At 62.6% G+C, this 15,196-nt stretch carries 11 protein-coding genes; 3 read left to right on the top strand and 8 right to left on the bottom strand.

All coding sequences use genetic code 11. The annotated features are described in order from the left end of the window. Window positions 1–233: 233 nt before the first annotated feature. A complete protein-coding gene (locus AC07VS_RS07225) occupies window positions 234–3,179 on the top strand; it encodes a bifunctional diguanylate cyclase/phosphodiesterase (RefSeq protein WP_494750582.1) in 2,946 nt (981 codons plus the stop codon). Between the two features lie 34 nt (window positions 3,180–3,213). Here the strand turns inward: AC07VS_RS07225 and glmM are convergent, their stop codons facing one another. From glmM to AC07VS_RS07245, 4 genes are all read right to left on the bottom strand, one after another. Next, window positions 3,214–4,548 carry a phosphoglucosamine mutase gene (glmM, locus tag AC07VS_RS07230; RefSeq protein WP_492346338.1) on the bottom strand — a complete coding sequence of 445 codons (1,335 nt, stop codon included), beginning with the start codon at window positions 4,546–4,548 and terminating at the stop codon, window positions 3,214–3,216. A 28-nt stretch (window positions 4,549–4,576) separates the two neighbouring features. Next, the gene (gene folP / locus AC07VS_RS07235; protein WP_492346337.1) at window positions 4,577–5,431 is read right to left on the bottom strand and encodes a dihydropteroate synthase; all 855 of its coding nucleotides are present in this window, start codon (window positions 5,429–5,431) and stop codon (window positions 4,577–4,579) included. A gap of 93 nt (window positions 5,432–5,524) precedes the next feature. After that, window positions 5,525–7,450, bottom strand: coding sequence for an ATP-dependent zinc metalloprotease FtsH (gene ftsH / locus AC07VS_RS07240; protein ID WP_492346336.1), 1,926 nt, complete (start codon window positions 7,448–7,450; stop codon window positions 5,525–5,527). A gap of 145 nt (window positions 7,451–7,595) precedes the next feature. Continuing rightward, entirely contained in the window at window positions 7,596–8,264 is a 669-nt protein-coding gene (locus AC07VS_RS07245; protein WP_492346335.1) for an RlmE family RNA methyltransferase, read from the bottom strand. A gap of 70 nt (window positions 8,265–8,334) precedes the next feature. On the opposite strand from AC07VS_RS07245, the gene AC07VS_RS07250 reads away from it, so the two are divergent. Both AC07VS_RS07250 and AC07VS_RS07255 read left to right on the top strand, forming a co-directional pair. Next, a complete protein-coding gene (locus tag AC07VS_RS07250) occupies window positions 8,335–8,808 on the top strand; it encodes a YhbY family RNA-binding protein (protein WP_492346334.1) in 474 nt (157 codons plus the stop codon). Between the two features lie 4 nt (window positions 8,809–8,812). Further along, entirely contained in the window at window positions 8,813–9,574 is a 762-nt protein-coding gene (locus tag AC07VS_RS07255; RefSeq protein WP_492346333.1) for a glycosyltransferase, read from the top strand. A 20-nt stretch (window positions 9,575–9,594) separates the two neighbouring features. On the opposite strand, the gene AC07VS_RS07260 is transcribed toward AC07VS_RS07255, so the two are convergent. The 4 genes from AC07VS_RS07260 to carA all read right to left on the bottom strand — a co-directional run bounded on the left by AC07VS_RS07260 (window position 9,595) and on the right by carA (window position 15,085). Continuing rightward, window positions 9,595–10,059 (bottom strand): DUF4149 domain-containing protein, encoded by a 465-nt coding sequence (locus AC07VS_RS07260; RefSeq protein WP_494750583.1) that lies wholly within the window; start codon window positions 10,057–10,059, stop codon window positions 9,595–9,597. After that, window positions 10,056–10,532, bottom strand: a complete 477-nt coding sequence (greA, locus tag AC07VS_RS07265) for a transcription elongation factor GreA (protein ID WP_492346331.1) — start codon at window positions 10,530–10,532, stop codon at window positions 10,056–10,058. The genes AC07VS_RS07260 and greA overlap by 4 nt, the downstream gene beginning before the upstream one ends. Window positions 10,533–10,671: 139 nt before the next feature. Next, on the bottom strand, window positions 10,672–13,920 hold the full coding sequence (carB, locus tag AC07VS_RS07270; RefSeq protein ID WP_494750584.1) for a carbamoyl-phosphate synthase large subunit: 3,249 nt from the start codon (window positions 13,918–13,920) through the stop codon (window positions 10,672–10,674). Then, a complete protein-coding gene (gene carA / locus AC07VS_RS07275; protein WP_494750585.1) occupies window positions 13,913–15,085 on the bottom strand; it encodes a glutamine-hydrolyzing carbamoyl-phosphate synthase small subunit in 1,173 nt (390 codons plus the stop codon). Before carA ends, carB begins: the two co-directional genes overlap by 8 nt. Window positions 15,086–15,196 lie beyond the last annotated feature (111 nt).

The following is a 15,196-nucleotide window of genomic DNA, read 5'->3' on the forward strand; positions in this document are numbered from 1 at the left end:
CCAACGTGGCCTACCCCACCGTTGCAAGCTCGGCGCCGCGCCGGATCACACCAGGACGAGGACAGCCAGCTGCTCTGGGGGGAAGTCTCTTCAGCCGCGATGACCGGGTCATGTCATGGGCATGGCAAAACCGTGACACTGCCCTGGGTGCCCAGGAAGCCCTGTGGTCTGACGGTCTTCTCAGCAGGGTGAACGGCATAATCAACCCAGTTCACCTACGCACCTTTGCCGCCATGCCCTCCGTGAAACCCTGGACTGCAGCACTGCTGACCTTCCTGCTTTCCATGGCGGCCTCCGTGGCCTTGGTCCAGGTTTTGCAAAACCACGAGCGAAGCGAAGCCATCGCCCGTTTGTCCGATCTGGCCAATGACCATGCCCAGGCCGTGCAGCGCGCATTGGAGCAGGCACTGGCCGCCAACTACGCCTTGGCCGCGCTGGTGCAGCAAAGCCGCGGCAATGTGAGTCAGTTCGATGCGGCAGGGGAGATGCTGCTCAAATTTCATCCCGGGGTCACCATGCTGGGGCTCGGGCCCGGGGGGCGGATCAGTCAAGTGGTCCCCCTGGCGGGCAATGAGCGTGCGATCGGCTTCAACCCGCTGGAAGACCCGCTGCAACGCGATGAAGCGCTGCGGGCCCGGCAGGCCAAGCAGCTCAGCATGGCCGGCCCCCTGAAGCTGGTTCAAGGTGGGGTGGGTGTGGTGGGGCGCCTGCCCGTGTTCTTGCCCGACGGCACAGGCCAAGACAGTTTCTGGGGTTTCACCAACGTGACCATTCGATTGGACCCCGTCTTGAACCAGGCCCAATTGCCCCGTTTGAGCGAACGCGGCTTTGTCTACCAACTGTGGCGGACCGCACCCGACACCGGCGCCAGACAGGTGATCGCCGAAGGCGGCCACGGCTTGCTGGATCAGCCCGTCGAGCGGACGATTGCACTGCCCAATGCCGAATGGCACCTCAGCGTCAGTCCGGCTGACGGCTGGACGTCCCCCCTGAACCACTTGGTTCATGGACTGGGTGCGACCCTGGTCTCGATGCTGCTGGGGTACCTGGTGTATCTGCTGGCGCGTCAGAGGCTGCAGGAGCGCTGGCTGGAGACCCAGGTTGCCACCCGCACGGCCGAAATCGAAGCCGCACAACAGCATCTGCAGGCCACGCTACAGGCCGTACCCGACCCCATGTTCGAGTTCGACCTGGAAGGCCTGTGCCTGGGGGCGCAGGTGCCTGTCTATGGCACCGGTGTTCTTCACACCGAACTGGTGGTAGGCCGCCCCCTGCAGGAGACCCTTGATGCGGAAGCCAGCAATGAGGTGATGAGCGCCCTGGATGAAGCCCATCGACTGGGATGGTCGGGGGGGCGTCTGTTCGTGCTGCACCATGAGGACGGCCCCCATGAATTCGAACTGTCTGTGGCCCGATCAGCCGTGTCTGCAGGGGCCATGCCGAGGTTTGTGGCGGTGGTGCGAGACGTCACACGACGGCAGATGGACCAGGAGATGCTGCGCCTGACCGCCAAGGTGTTCGAACTCAGCAGCGACGCCTTCGTCGTGACCGATGCGCATGAGCACATCATGATGGTCAATCAGGCGTTCTGCACCTTGACCGGATTTAAACGCCAGGAGGTGCTTGGCAGACCCGCCAAGTTGCTCGCCGCGCACCGTGAGGACGACCGCTTCGTGCACCTGGTGCGCGCTGCCATTCACCAGCACGGCCATTGGGAAGGCGAGGCCTGGAACCAGCGCAAAGACCGCAGCCGCTACCTGCAGTGGCTGTCCGTGAGCAGTCTGGTGTCGCCCCAAGGCCAGACCAGCCACTACATCGCGGCCTTTCGTGACATCACCCTGCAAAAGCAATCTGAAGAACGCATCCGGAGCCTGGCCTACTTTGACCCCCTCACTGGGCTGCCCAACCGGACCTTGCTCCAGGAGCGAAGCCAGGCGGCCTTGAACACGGCCCGGCGCACCGGCCAGGGTTTCGCCGTCTTCTTCCTGGACATTGATCATTTCAAGAACGTGAACGACTCCCTGGGCCACGGAGTCGGGGATCAGCTGCTGCTTGAATTCGCCCGCCGCTTGCACGATCTGGTGACCGAACCAGACACCGTGGCTCGCCTGGGAGGGGATGAGTTCGTGTTGCTGATTGGCCAGGCGCAGGCGCCCGAGGCACAGAAATTGGCCCAGGCAGTGCTGGATCTGGCGACCGAGGCTTTCATGGCAGGAGGCCATGAGCTCAACGTGACCTTGTCGATTGGCGTGGCCCTGTTCCCGCAACACGGCACCGATTTCCAGGCGCTGCAGCAGCGGGCGGACGCGGCCATGTACCGTGCCAAGCGCAGCGGCCGAAACCAGTATTGCCTGTTCACCGATGCGATCCAGGCCGACGCCAATCGGGTCCTGGTGCTGGAGAACGCCTTGCGACGGGCCCAGGAGCGCGGACAGTTGAGCTTGCACTACCAACCCCAGCTCGACCTGAACACCGGTGCGGTGGTGGGCGCTGAAGCCTTGATGCGTTGGAACCACCCGGAGCTGGGGGCTGTTTCGCCAGCCGAGTTCATTCCGATTGCAGAAGACACCGGCCTGATTCTGGGCTTGGGGGAATGGGTGCTGCGCACCGCACTGGGCCAGTTGCGGCAATGGGTCGATCAGGGCCTGCCGCCATTGACCCTGGCCGTGAACGTGTCTGCCGTGCAGTTCCGTCAGTCCCAGCTCCCTGATTTGGTCAAGCGGCTGGTCGACGAAGCGGGCGTTGCCCCTGATCTGGTGGGGCTCGAACTGACCGAGGGTGTCGCGCTGGAGGATCCTGTCGGGGCCAGCCAGATCATGGACCGATTGCATGCGCAAGGCATCCGGCTGCTGATCGATGACTTTGGCACAGGCTACTCGTCACTCAGCCAACTCAAACGCTTCCAGGTGAGCACGCTCAAGATTGACCGCTCCTTCATCAACGATCTGCAGAACAACCCCGAGGACCGGGCTCTGGTGCGGGCCATCATCAGCATGGCACAGGCCCTGGACATGGTGACCCTGGCAGAAGGGGTGGAAAGCGCTTGGCAAATGGACTTCTTGCGCCAAGAGGGTTGCCAGGAAGTCCAGGGCTTTCACTTCAGTCGCCCCTTGCCGGCCCACGAATTCGAGACCTTTGTCAGGCAACACCACCAGGCACTGCTGGCCACCGCCGCCTGAACCAGGGGGCATGACCATGGGCAGGCCTGCCGGCTCAGCCAGCCCGCGCGGCGTCGGCCATCTGATGGGCCAGCGAGCTGGCCAGGCTGGCATCGCGGGCCTCCACCATCACGCGCAGCAGCGGCTCTGTGCCACTGGGGCGGATCAACACCCGCCCCTGCCCCGCCAAAGCGGCCTCCGCCTGGGCAATGGCCTGCTTGAGCAAAGCGTTGTCCTGCCAGGTCTGGCCCGGGCGCAGACGGACGTTGACCAGGGTCTGCGGGAACAAGGTCACGGGTGCCAGCCACTGCGCCAGGGTGCGACCACCACGCACGCAGGCCTGCAGCACCTGCAAGGCACTGATGAGACCGTCGCCCGTGGTATGGCGATCCAGGGCCAGCAGGTGTCCGGAACCCTCGCCACCCAGGGTCCAGCCTCTTTGCTCAAGCTGTTCGAGCACATAGCGGTCACCCACCTTGGCCCGCACAAAATCAACGCCGTGTTCACGCAGCGCCAACTCCACCGCCATGTTGGTCATCAAGGTGCCGACAACACCAGGCACTGGCAGGCCCCGCTCCAGTCGGTCCATGGCAAACAGGTAGAGCAGTTCATCGCCGTTGTAGAGCCGCCCGGTCGCATCGACCATCTGCAGGCGATCGGCATCCCCATCCAGCGCCACGCCAAGATCGGCCTGGTTGGCCCGGACAGATCGCACCAGGGCATCCGGGTGGGTGGCACCGACTTCGTGATTGATGTTCAGGCCGTCGGGGTTGCACCCCAGCGCAATCACCTCGGCGCCCAACTCATGAAACACCTTGGGGGCGATGTGGTAAGCCGCACCGTGGGCAGCGTCCACCACGATGCGCAAGCCCTTGAGCGTGAGTTCGTTGGGAAAGGTGCTCTTGCAGAACTCGATGTAGCGACCGGCCGCATCGTCGAGACGCCGGGTCTTGCCCAGCGAAGCCGAGTCCACCCAGACGGGGGCTTCCTGCAGGGCGGCTTCAACATCCAGCTCCCAGGCATCGGGTAGCTTGGCGCCCTGGGCACTGAAGAACTTGATGCCATTGTCCTGAAACGGATTGTGGCTGGCACTGATGACCACGCCCAGGCTGGCGCGCTGGGCGCGGGTCAGATAAGCCACGCCGGGCGTCGGCAGAGGGCCCAGCAACACCACGTCAACCCCGGCCGAATTGAAGCCGGATTCCAGTGCGCTCTCCAGCATGTAGCCTGAAATGCGGGTGTCCTTGCCGATCAGCACGGTGGGCCTGCTTTCGGTTTGGCGCAGGACCCGACCCACGGCATGGGCGAGTCGCAACACAAAGTCAGGGGTGATGGGCGCCTGGCCCACCGTGCCTCGGATACCGTCGGTGCCGAAATACTGTCGTGTCATGTCAATCCCTCGTCTGGCCCGGTGAATCTCAGGCCGCTTGTTGAATGCTTGGTTTCTCGGCATCGCGAACCGCCTGCCACACCTGCAAGGCGGCCCGGGTCTCCCGCACATCGTGCACTCGCACCACACGGGCCCCCCGGTCCACGGCGAGCACGGCCGCCGTGGTACTCGGCACCAGGCGCTGCTCCACCGGCAATTGGGTCACGGCCCCCAGCGACGACTTGCGCGACCAGCCCGCCAGCCAGGGCAGGCCCAGCACATCCAGCTCACTTTGGCGGGCCAGCAGAGCAAAATTCTGCGCCACGGTCTTGCCGAAGCCGACTCCGGCGTCCAGCACCACCCGCTCGGGGTCCACCCCCGATGCGAGCAGGCGATCAAGCTCTTGTCGCAAAAAGGCGTTCACGGCAGGAACGACGTCGCCTTCCAGAGGTTCCAGCTGCATGGTCTGAGGGTCGCGGTGCATGTGCATCAGACAGACCCCGCAGCGCGGATGACGGGCCACGACCTCACGTGCACCGGCCTGCCGCAAGGCCCAGATGTCGTTGATGACATCGGCACCCAGGTCCAGCACGGCCTGCATCACCTCGGGCTTGTAGGTATCGACCGACACCGGCACGCCCAGGCGCACTGCGTCCTGTACCACGGGCAGCACACGGGCCAATTCATCCTCCAGCGAGACCGCCGGGCTGCCCGGACGCGTGGACTCACCACCGATGTCCAGCAGATCTGCCCCTTGGGCCAGCAGTTGCTCGGCATGCCGCAAGGCCTGAACAGCCGTGGCGTGGTGACCGCCATCGGAGAAGGAGTCGGGGGTGACGTTGACGATGCCCATCACCTGCGGGCGGCTGAGGTCGATCCGAAAACGCGAAGTCTGCCAAAACATCCCAAAAAACCGATCCGAAATAGGCAACGGGGCCAGTCAAGGCCCCGTTGAGGAGAGACGCCCTGGGCGTCGATCAAGGTCAGCGCCCGAGACTCAGGCGGCCGTCGGTGCTGCCGGAGCCGCCTCGGTGTTGACAGCTGGGGTACCACCGCCACCGCCATCACCACCGGTGGGGGTGCGGGGCGTCCAGTCCTTGGGAGGACGGGGGGCCTTGCCAGCCATGATGTCGTCAAGTTGCTCGCCGTCGATGGTCTCCCACTCCAGCAAGGCCTTGGCCATGGCGTGCATCTTGTCGCTGTGCTCTTCGATCAGGCTGCGCGCAAGCGCGTACTGCTGGTCGATGATGCGACGCACTTCAGAGTCGACCTTTTGCATGGTCTGCTCGCTCATGTTGGTGGTCTTGGTCACCGAGCGGCCCAGGAACACTTCGCCTTCGTTCTCGGCATAGACCATCGGGCCCAGCGATTCGGTCATGCCGTAGCGCATCACCATGTCGCGGGCAATCTGAGTGGCACGCTCAAAGTCATTGGAAGCGCCGGTGGTCATCTGGTTCATGAACACTTCTTCGGCAATCCGGCCACCGAACAACATGCTGATCTGGTTGAGCATGTAGTCGCGGTCGTAGCTGTAGCGGTCTTGCGCCGGCAGGCTCATGGTCACGCCCAGCGCACGGCCGCGCGGGATGATGGTGACCTTGTGCACCGGATCGCACTTGGGCAACAGCTTGCCGATCAAGGCGTGGCCCGACTCGTGGTAGGCCGTGTTGCGGCGCTCTTCCTCGGGCATGACCATGCTCTTGCGCTCGGGGCCCATGAGGATCTTGTCCTTGGCCTTTTCAAAGTCTTGCATTTCAACAGTGCGCGCATTGCGGCGGGCAGCCATCAGGGCAGCTTCGTTGCACAGGTTGGCCAGGTCGGCACCGCTCATGCCGGGCGTGCCACGGGCAATGATGCCGGGGTTCACGTCCTGACCAATGGGCACCTTGCGCATGTGCACATTGAGGATCTGTTCACGGCCGCGGATGTCGGGCAGGGTGACGTAGACCTGACGGTCGAAACGGCCCGGACGCAACAAGGCCGCGTCCAGGATGTCAGGGCGGTTGGTGGCAGCCACCACGATCACGCCGAGGTTGGTCTCAAAACCATCCATCTCGACCAGCATCTGGTTGAGGGTCTGTTCGCGCTCGTCGTTACCGCCGCCCAGCCCGGCGCCGCGCTGGCGTCCGACCGCATCGATTTCATCGATGAAGATGATGCAGGGCGCGTTCTTCTTGGCGTTCTCGAACATGTCGCGCACGCGGGCTGCGCCCACGCCAACGAACATTTCCACGAAATCAGAGCCCGAAATGCTGAAGAAAGGCACCTTGGCTTCGCCAGCAATCGACTTGGCCAGCAAGGTCTTGCCGGTACCCGGAGGGCCCACCAGCAGGAGGCCACGGGGAATGCGCCCACCCAGCTTCTGGAACTTCTGCGGGTCCTTCAAGAAGTCGACCACCTCTTTGACTTCTTCCTTGGCTTCATCGCAACCGGCCACATCGGCAAAGGTGACCTGGTTGTTGTTCTCGTCGAGCATGCGAGCCTTGCTCTTGCCGAAGCTGAAAGCGCCGCCCTTGCCACCACCTTGCATCTGACGCATGAAATAAACCCACACGCCGATCAGCAACAGCATGGGGCCCCAACTGACCAGCAGGGTCATGAGCAGGGAGCCCTCTTCGCGCGGCTTGACGTCGAACTTGACGTTGTTGTTGATGAGGTCACCCACCAGACCGCGATCGAGGTAGGTGGCGGTGGTGCGCAGTTTGCGGTCGTCGGTGGTGACGGCCACGATCTCAGTACCACCCTGGCCTTCTTGGATGGTGGCGCTCTTGATGCGATTGCCACGCACTTCCTCGAGGAAATCGGAGTACCCGACATAGCCCGCACCCGAACCACCACGCGAGTCGAACTGCTTGAAAACAGTGAACAGCACCATGGCAATCACGAGCCAGACGGCAATTTTCGAAAACCACTGATTATTCAAGCGGGGCTCCAGAAGCGTAAGTCAACGAGGGAAACGTGGGGCCCATTTTAGGCCTTTCAAGTCGTCAGGGGATCTGATTTCTCGATTGCAGCCATAGGGCAAACAAGGGTTTTGACGCAGGAAGCCCTGATTTTCTTGATCTGACTCACGGTTTGCCCGGGTTCTTCAGCCCCATGCCGATCAGAAAGGTCTCCGACGATTTGTCGCGCGAGGACTTGGGCTTGAGCGGCTTGACCACCTTGAAGGTCTCTTTGAACAATTGCACCAGTTGGGTGTAGCCGCTGCCATGGAATACCTTGGTGACCAACGCGCCCTCAGGCTTCAGGTGGTTCTGTGCGAAGTCGATCGCCAGCTCGATCAGATGGGCAATTCTGGCGGCATCGACGTTCTCGACACCCGACAGGTTGGGTGCCATGTCGGACACCACCACATCGATCGGTCGCCCCTGCACCACAGATTCGAGTTGCGCCAGCACCTCGGCTTCACGGAAGTCACCCTGAATGAAAATGACCCCTTCGATCGGATCCATGGGCAGCAGGTCGAGCGCAATGATGGCGCCATTGAGCTCGCCCACGGCGGCACCCGCCGGCGACAGCTTGCGTCGCACGTACTGGCTCCAGGCCCCCGGCGTGGAACCCAGATCCACCACCAGGTGGCCTGGCTTGATCAAGCCCAGTGCTTCATCGATTTCCTTGAGTTTGTAGGCCGCACGGGCCCGATAGCCGTCGCGTGCAGCCTGCTTCACGTAGGGGTCGTTGACATGGTCGTTCAACCATGCCTTGTTGACCTTTTTGCTCTTCGTTTTGATCTTCATGTTTCCTTGCCGGCGGCCTGGCCGCCAGGTCACCCTGGTTCTAGGGGCGGCCAAGCCCGATAATACGGCCATGCCCCAAATTCAACTTACACCCGCCGAGCGCCGGGAACAACGGGCCAACGCCCACCACCTCGATCCCGTCGTGCTCATCGGGAGCGATGGTCTCACCCCTGCCGTCCAGAAAGAAGTGGACGCCGCCCTGAATGCCCACGGCCTGATCAAGGTCCGGGTGTTCTCGGACGACCGAGCCAACCGCGAACAGATTTACCAGACCCTGGCCAATGACCTGGGTGCCGCCCCGGTGCAGCACATCGGCAAGCTGCTGGTGCTGTGGCGCCCGCAAGCCGAAAAGCAACGCCCCGAGGACGAAGACCGCATGCCAGGTCCGCGCGACGTCAAGGTGCTGAAGTACAGCAAGCGCGCAGGCCACAAGCCTGAGGTCAAGACGCTTCGCGTGCTCGGCAACCAGCGCCTGACGGCGGGTGGTGTGGTCAAGCGCGCCAAGCCCAAGCAGAAGTCGATCAAGAAACGCCAGGCCGACTGAACGCATGAGCCCGGTACCCGACACGGCGATCACCTACAACGGTGATCGCCACGTCATCTGCATGAAATGGGGCACGAAATACGGCCCCGAATACGTCAACCGGCTTTACGCCATGGTGCGCCGCCACCTCAGCGGCCCCTTCAATTTTGTCTGCCTGACAGACGATGCCACCGGCATACGACCCGAGGTCCAGTGCCTGCCCATTCCTGCCCTGAACCTGCCAGCCGGCATTCCCGAACGGGGCTGGACCAAGCTGGCCACGTTCAGTGCCGACCTGCACGGCTTGAACGGCACCGCCCTCTTCCTCGATGTGGACGTGGTCATCACGGGCTCGCTGGATGCGTTTTTCACCCAGCCTGGCGAGTTCCTGATCATCCATGACTACAAACGCCCTTGGCGCATCACAGGCAACTCGTCGGTGTACCGCTTTCAACTGGGGGCTCATCCGGACGTATTGGCGTACTTCAGAGACCATTTCGATCAGATTCGCCAACAGTTCCGCAACGAGCAGGCCTATCTGTCGGATTTTCTGCATCGACAGGGCAAGCTGGCCTATTGGCCTGCCGATTGGTGTCCCAGCTTCAAGTACCACTGCATCCCCGCCTGGCCCAGCAACTACTGGAAAGCCCCTTTTGTGCCCCAGGGCGCGCGTGTGGTGATCTTTCACGGTGAATGCAACCCCCCGGATGCCCTGGCAGGCCGACGCAACCGCCGCTTCCGTCACATCCAGCCCGCCACCTGGGTGGCCGATCACTGGCACGAGTAAAAGCCCTGCAAGCCACCCCTTCAGGCGGCTTGCCGGTGCGACTCACCCGCGACGCCACTGAGGCGCCACAACAGCAGTCCGACCCATACCCACTGCAACAAATACAGGCCACTGCCCAATGAATGCCACAGCTTGAGATTGTCTCGGGCCACGATGTGTGGCGCCACGCCAAACTCAGACAGCAAGGCACACAGCATGGCTGCCAGCACAAAGCCCAGCCACGTCGTCGGCCAGACCGGGGCCGAGGCATCTTGATCGGCTGATGGACGCAAGAACATCAGCAACAACAAGCCACAGACCGTCCCAACCCAGGTTTGAGCCGTGAACAGATGGGCGGCCATGCCCCCGGCTACCGCAGGGGTGCCCAACTTGGCAAACAGCAAGGGCACCACCATGAAGCCGACGGCACTCAGGCTGCCCCACCACAGGCCTGCCACCAGAATCGGCAGGCGCGCCCGGAGTCGCTGACGCCAGGTGCTGGTCACAGGTAATGCACCGCCACCACTTCGTAGCGCTTGATGCCGCCCGGGGCCTGCACCTCGGCCACATCGCCTTCTTCCTTGCCGATCAAGGCACGAGCGATCGGGCTGGAGACATTGATCAGGCCTTGCTTGAGATCGGCCTCGTCCTCACCCACGATCTGGTACTTCACGGCGTCACCGGTGGCCTCGTCTTCCAGCTCAACGGTGGAGCCGAACACCACACGGCCGCCTGCATCGAGGGCCGACGGATCGATGATCTGCGCCGCCGACAGCTTGCCTTCGACTTCCTGAATCCGGCCTTCGATAAAGCCTTGACGGTCTTTGGCAGCTTCGTACTCGGCGTTTTCGCTCAAGTCGCCCTGGGCGCGCGCCTCGGCGATGGCGTTGATGACCCAGGGGCGGTCGACAGTCTTGAGGCGATGCAGCTCTTCCTTGAGCTTTTCAGCGCCACGCTTGGTGATGGGGATGGTAGCCATGGGGTTACTCCGTCATTTTTTCTTCGAAGTCTGCCTTGCTGACACGGCAGGCTGGCAGGGCACAAAAGCAAACCGCCGCACGTTGCCGCGCGGCGGTTTCATTTCAGCGGTGGATTATGCCGCGATTAGGGCGGTGAACTCAGGCAGCCGTCAATTGCGCATGCAACTCTTGCACCGAGTACACGTCCAGGTTGTCCATGTACTTCATGCCCTCGACAGCCGCCTCGGCACCCGCAATGGTGGTGAAGGTGGTGACACGGGCCAGCAAGGAGCTGGTGCGGATCTGACGCGAATCAGCGATGGCGTTGCGACGCTCTTCAACCGTGTTGATGACCAGGGCAATCTCGTTGTTCTTGATCATGTCGACGATGTGAGGACGGCCTTCGGTGACCTTGTTCACCGTCACGCAGGCCACGCCTGCGGCGGTGATGGCCGCCGCGGTGCCCTTGGTGGCCACCAGCTCGAAGCCTTGCGCCACCAGTTGACGGGCCACTTCGACGGCGCGCGCCTTGTCGTTGTTCTTCACGGTCAGGAAAGCCTTGCCCGCGCGCGGCAGCTTGGTGCCGGCACCCAGCTGGCTCTTGACGAAGGCTTCGCCGAAGGTCTTGCCCACGCCCATGACCTCGCCGGTGGATTTCATCTCCGGCCCGAGGATGGTGTCCACACCCGGGAACTTGACGAAGGGGAACACCGCTTCCTTGACGCTGAAATACGGCGGTGTGACCTCTTCGGTGACGCCTTGGGAGGCCAGGGTCTGACCGGCCATGCAACGAGCAGCCACCTTGGCCAGCTGAATGCCGGTGGCCTTGGACACGAAGGGCACGGTGCGTGAGGCACGCGGGTTCACTTCGAGCACATAGATCACGTCCTTGCCGTCGATGTGCTGGATGGCGAACTGCACGTTCATCAAACCCACCACGTTCAGCGAGGCCGCCATGGCGCGGGTCTGACGCTTGATCTCAGCCACCGTCTCTGCGCTCAGGCTGTAGGGCGGCAGCGAGCAGGCGGAGTCACCGCTGTGCACGCCAGCCTGTTCGATGTGCTCCATCACGCCACCGATGAAGGTCTTGCCTTCAGGGTCGCGCAGGCAGTCGACATCGCATTCGATGGCGTCGTTCAAGAAGCGGTCCAGCAGCACGGGCGAATCGTTGCTGACCTTGACGGCTTCGCGCATGTAGCGCTCCAGGTCGCGCTGCTCGTGCACGATTTCCATCGCACGGCCACCCAGCACGTAGCTCGGGCGCACCACCAGGGGGTAACCCAGGGCGGCCGCCTTGTCGAGGGCTTCGGCTTCGGTGCGCGCGGTGGCGTTCGGGGGCTGACGCAGACCCAGCTCTTGCAGCAGCTTCTGGAAACGTTCGCGGTCTTCGGCCGCGTCGATCATGTCAGGGCTGGTGCCGATGATGGGCACGCCCTCAGACTCCAGGCCCAGGGCCAGCTTCAGAGGGGTCTGGCCACCGTACTGAACGATCACGCCGGCCGGCTTTTCCTTGTCGACGATCTCCAGCACGTCTTCCAGCGTCAGGGGCTCGAAGTACAGGCGGTCGGAGGTGTCGTAGTCGGTCGAGACGGTCTCAGGGTTGCAGTTGACCATGATGGTTTCATAGCCGTCCTCGCGCATGGCAAGGGCCGCATGAACGCAGCAGTAGTCGAACTCGATGCCCTGACCGATGCGGTTCGGGCCACCGCCCAGCACCATGATCTTCTTCTTGTTCGTGGGCTCGGCTTCGCACTCGTCTTCATAGGACGAGTACAGGTAGGCCGTGTCGGTGGCAAATTCGGCGGCACATGTGTCCACGCGCTTGTAGACCGGGCGCACGTTCAGGGCCTTGCGGGTGTCGCGGATCGCCTTTTCAGGCACCTTGAGGAGCTTGGCCAGACGGCGGTCCGAAAAACCCTTTTTCTTCAGGCTGCGCAAGGTGCCGGCATCGATCGAGGCCAGAGCGGCATCGCCCTTCTCGGCAGCCAGCTTGTCCAGTTCGAGTTCGATCTTGACGATCTCTTCGATCTGCACCAGGAACCAGCGGTCGATCTTGGTCAGATCAAACACTTCGTCCACGCTCAAACCCATGGCAAAGGCATCGCCCACATACCAGATGCGCTCGGGGCCGGGCTCACCCAACTCTTTTTCGAGCACTTCGCGGTCTTGCGTCTTTTCGTTCATGCCGTCCACGCCGACCTCCAGGCCGCGCAGGGCCTTTTGGAACGATTCCTGGAAGGTACGACCCATGGCCATCACCTCGCCCACCGACTTCATCTGGGTGGTCAGGCGGCTGTCGGCCGTGGGGAACTTCTCGAAGGCAAAACGGGGAATCTTGGTGACCACATAGTCGATGCTGGGCTCGAAGCTGGCCGGCGTGGCGCCACCCGTGATTTCGTTGCGCAGCTCATCGAGGGTGTAGCCGACAGCCAGCTTGGCCGCCACCTTGGCAATCGGGAAGCCCGTGGCCTTGGAGGCCAGCGCCGAGGAACGAGACACCCGCGGGTTCATCTCGATCACGATCATGCGGCCATCTTTGGGGTTGACCGAGAACTGAACGTTGGAGCCGCCGGTATCCACACCGATTTCACGCAGCACCGCCAGCGAGGCGTTGCGCATGATCTGGTATTCCTTGTCGGTCAGCGTCTGGGCGGGTGCCACAGTGATCGAGTCACCGGTGTGGACGCCCATGGGGTCCAGGTTCTCGATCGAGCACACGATGATGCAGTTGTCCGCCTTGTCACGGACCACTTCCATCTCGTACTCTTTCCAGCCCAACAACGATTCTTCGATCAGCAACTCATTGGTCGGAGAGGCTTCCAGACCGCGCTTGCAAATGATTTCGAACTCTTCAGCGTTGTAGGCAATGCCGCCACCCGTGCCCCCCAGCGTGAAGCTGGGGCGGATCACGGTGGGGAAGCCCACGGACTTCTGCACCGCCCAGGCTTCGTCCATGCTGTGGGCAATGCCTGAACGGGCCGAACCCAGACCGATCTTGGTCATTGCGTCCTTGAACTTCAGGCGGTCCTCAGCCTTGTCGATGGCCTCGGGCGTGGCGCCGATGAGCTCCACCTTGTACTTGTCGAGCACACCGTTGTGCCACAGGTCCAGGGCGCAATTCAGAGCGGTCTGCCCCCCCATGGTCGGCAGGATCGCGTCAGGGCGCTCCTTGGCGATGATCTTTTCGACCGTCTGCCAGGTGATGGGCTCGATGTAGGTGACGTCGGCGGTGGCCGGGTCGGTCATGATCGTGGCAGGGTTGCTGTTGATCAGGATGACCTTGTAGCCCTCTTCGCGCAGGGCCTTGCAGGCCTGCACGCCAGAGTAGTCGAACTCACAGGCCTGGCCGATGATGATCGGGCCGGCGCCAATGATCAGGATGCTTTTGAGGTCTGAACGCTTAGGCATTTTTGTGTTGCTCCATCAGTGCCGTGAAGCGGTCAAAGAGGTACGAGATGTCATGCGGGCCGGGCGACGCTTCAGGGTGACCCTGGAAGCAGAAGGCCGGCTTGTCGGTGCGGGTCAAACCTTGCAGCGTGTTGTCGAACAGGCTGATGTGCGTGGCACGCAGGTTGGCCGGGAGCGTCTTTTCGTCGACGGCAAAACCGTGATTCTGGCTGGTGATGCTGACGCGACCGGTGTCGAGGTCTTTCACCGGGTGGTTGGCGCCGTGGTGACCGAACTTCATCTTGAAGGTCTTGGCGCCCGAGGCCAAGGCCATGATCTGATGCCCCAGGCAGATGCCAAAGGTCGGAATGCCGGTTTCGATCAACTCACGGGCCGCAGCAATGGCGTAGTCGCAGGGCTCCGGATCGCCGGGGCCATTGGACAGGAAGATGCCATCGGGCTGATGCTTGAGCACTTCGGCTGCAGGCGTCTGCGCCGGCACCACCGTGACCTTGCAGCCGCGTTCAGCCAACATGCGCAAGATGTTTTTCTTGACACCGAAGTCGTAGGCCACGACATGGAACTTGGGCTCAGACTGCACACCGTAGCCCGCGCCCAGCTTCCACTCGGTCTGGGTCCAATCGTAGGCTGCGGGCACGGTCACCACACGGGCCAGATCCAAACCGGCCATGCTTGGGGCCCCCTGGGCGGCGGCCACCGCCTGATCGATCAGCGACTGGGTCACTTCCTGACCAGCTGCCAAGCCGACAATCGCACCGTTCTGAGCCCCCTTGCTGCGCAACAGGCGGGTCAGCTTGCGGGTGTCGATGTTGGCGATCGCCACCGTGCCTTCGCGCTGCAGGTAGGCCGACAGCGTCATGGACATGCGGAAATTGGATGCCAGCAAAGGCAAGTCTTTGATGATCAGGCCAGCGGCGTGGACTTTCTCAGCTTCGACGTCTTCCTCATTGACCCCATAGTTGCCAATGTGCGGATACGTGAGCGTCACGATCTGCTGGCAGTAGCTGGGGTCGGTGAGGATTTCCTGGTAGCCGGTGATGGCGGTGTTGAACACCACTTCACCGACCGTGGAGCCGGGGGCTCCGATCGAGTTGCCAATAAAGACCGTGCCGTCTGCGAGCGCCAGGATGGCGGGCGGGAAGCTTCCCTGTTGAGACAAAAGCACTGGGTTCTCCGGGTTGGTTACGGGTACGCCCAAGCGGATTCCGACGAGTTGCCTCTGTGGATGTGCTTTTGGAGGGAATGGCTGGAATGCGCTAGGCGTGGGTGTTGCGTG

The organism is Curvibacter sp. GW821-FHT01G03 (genome assembly GCF_059422285.1).

Coding starts and splice junctions, on each gene's coding strand:
- AC07VS_RS07250 (WP_492346334.1), top strand. CDS start 8,335: ATGCCCCAAATTCAACTTACACCCGCCGAGCGCCGGGAACAACGGGCC.
- AC07VS_RS07225 (WP_494750582.1), top strand. CDS start 234: ATGCCCTCCGTGAAACCCTGGACTGCAGCACTGCTGACCTTCCTGCTT.
- glmM (WP_492346338.1), bottom strand. CDS start 4,548: ATGACACGACAGTATTTCGGCACCGACGGTATCCGAGGCACGGTGGGC.
- carB (WP_494750584.1), bottom strand. CDS start 13,920: ATGCCTAAGCGTTCAGACCTCAAAAGCATCCTGATCATTGGCGCCGGC.
- greA (WP_492346331.1), bottom strand. CDS start 10,532: ATGGCTACCATCCCCATCACCAAGCGTGGCGCTGAAAAGCTCAAGGAA.
- AC07VS_RS07245 (WP_492346335.1), bottom strand. CDS start 8,264: ATGAAGATCAAAACGAAGAGCAAAAAGGTCAACAAGGCATGGTTGAAC.
- folP (WP_492346337.1), bottom strand. CDS start 5,431: ATGTTTTGGCAGACTTCGCGTTTTCGGATCGACCTCAGCCGCCCGCAG.
- AC07VS_RS07255 (WP_492346333.1), top strand. CDS start 8,813: ATGAGCCCGGTACCCGACACGGCGATCACCTACAACGGTGATCGCCAC.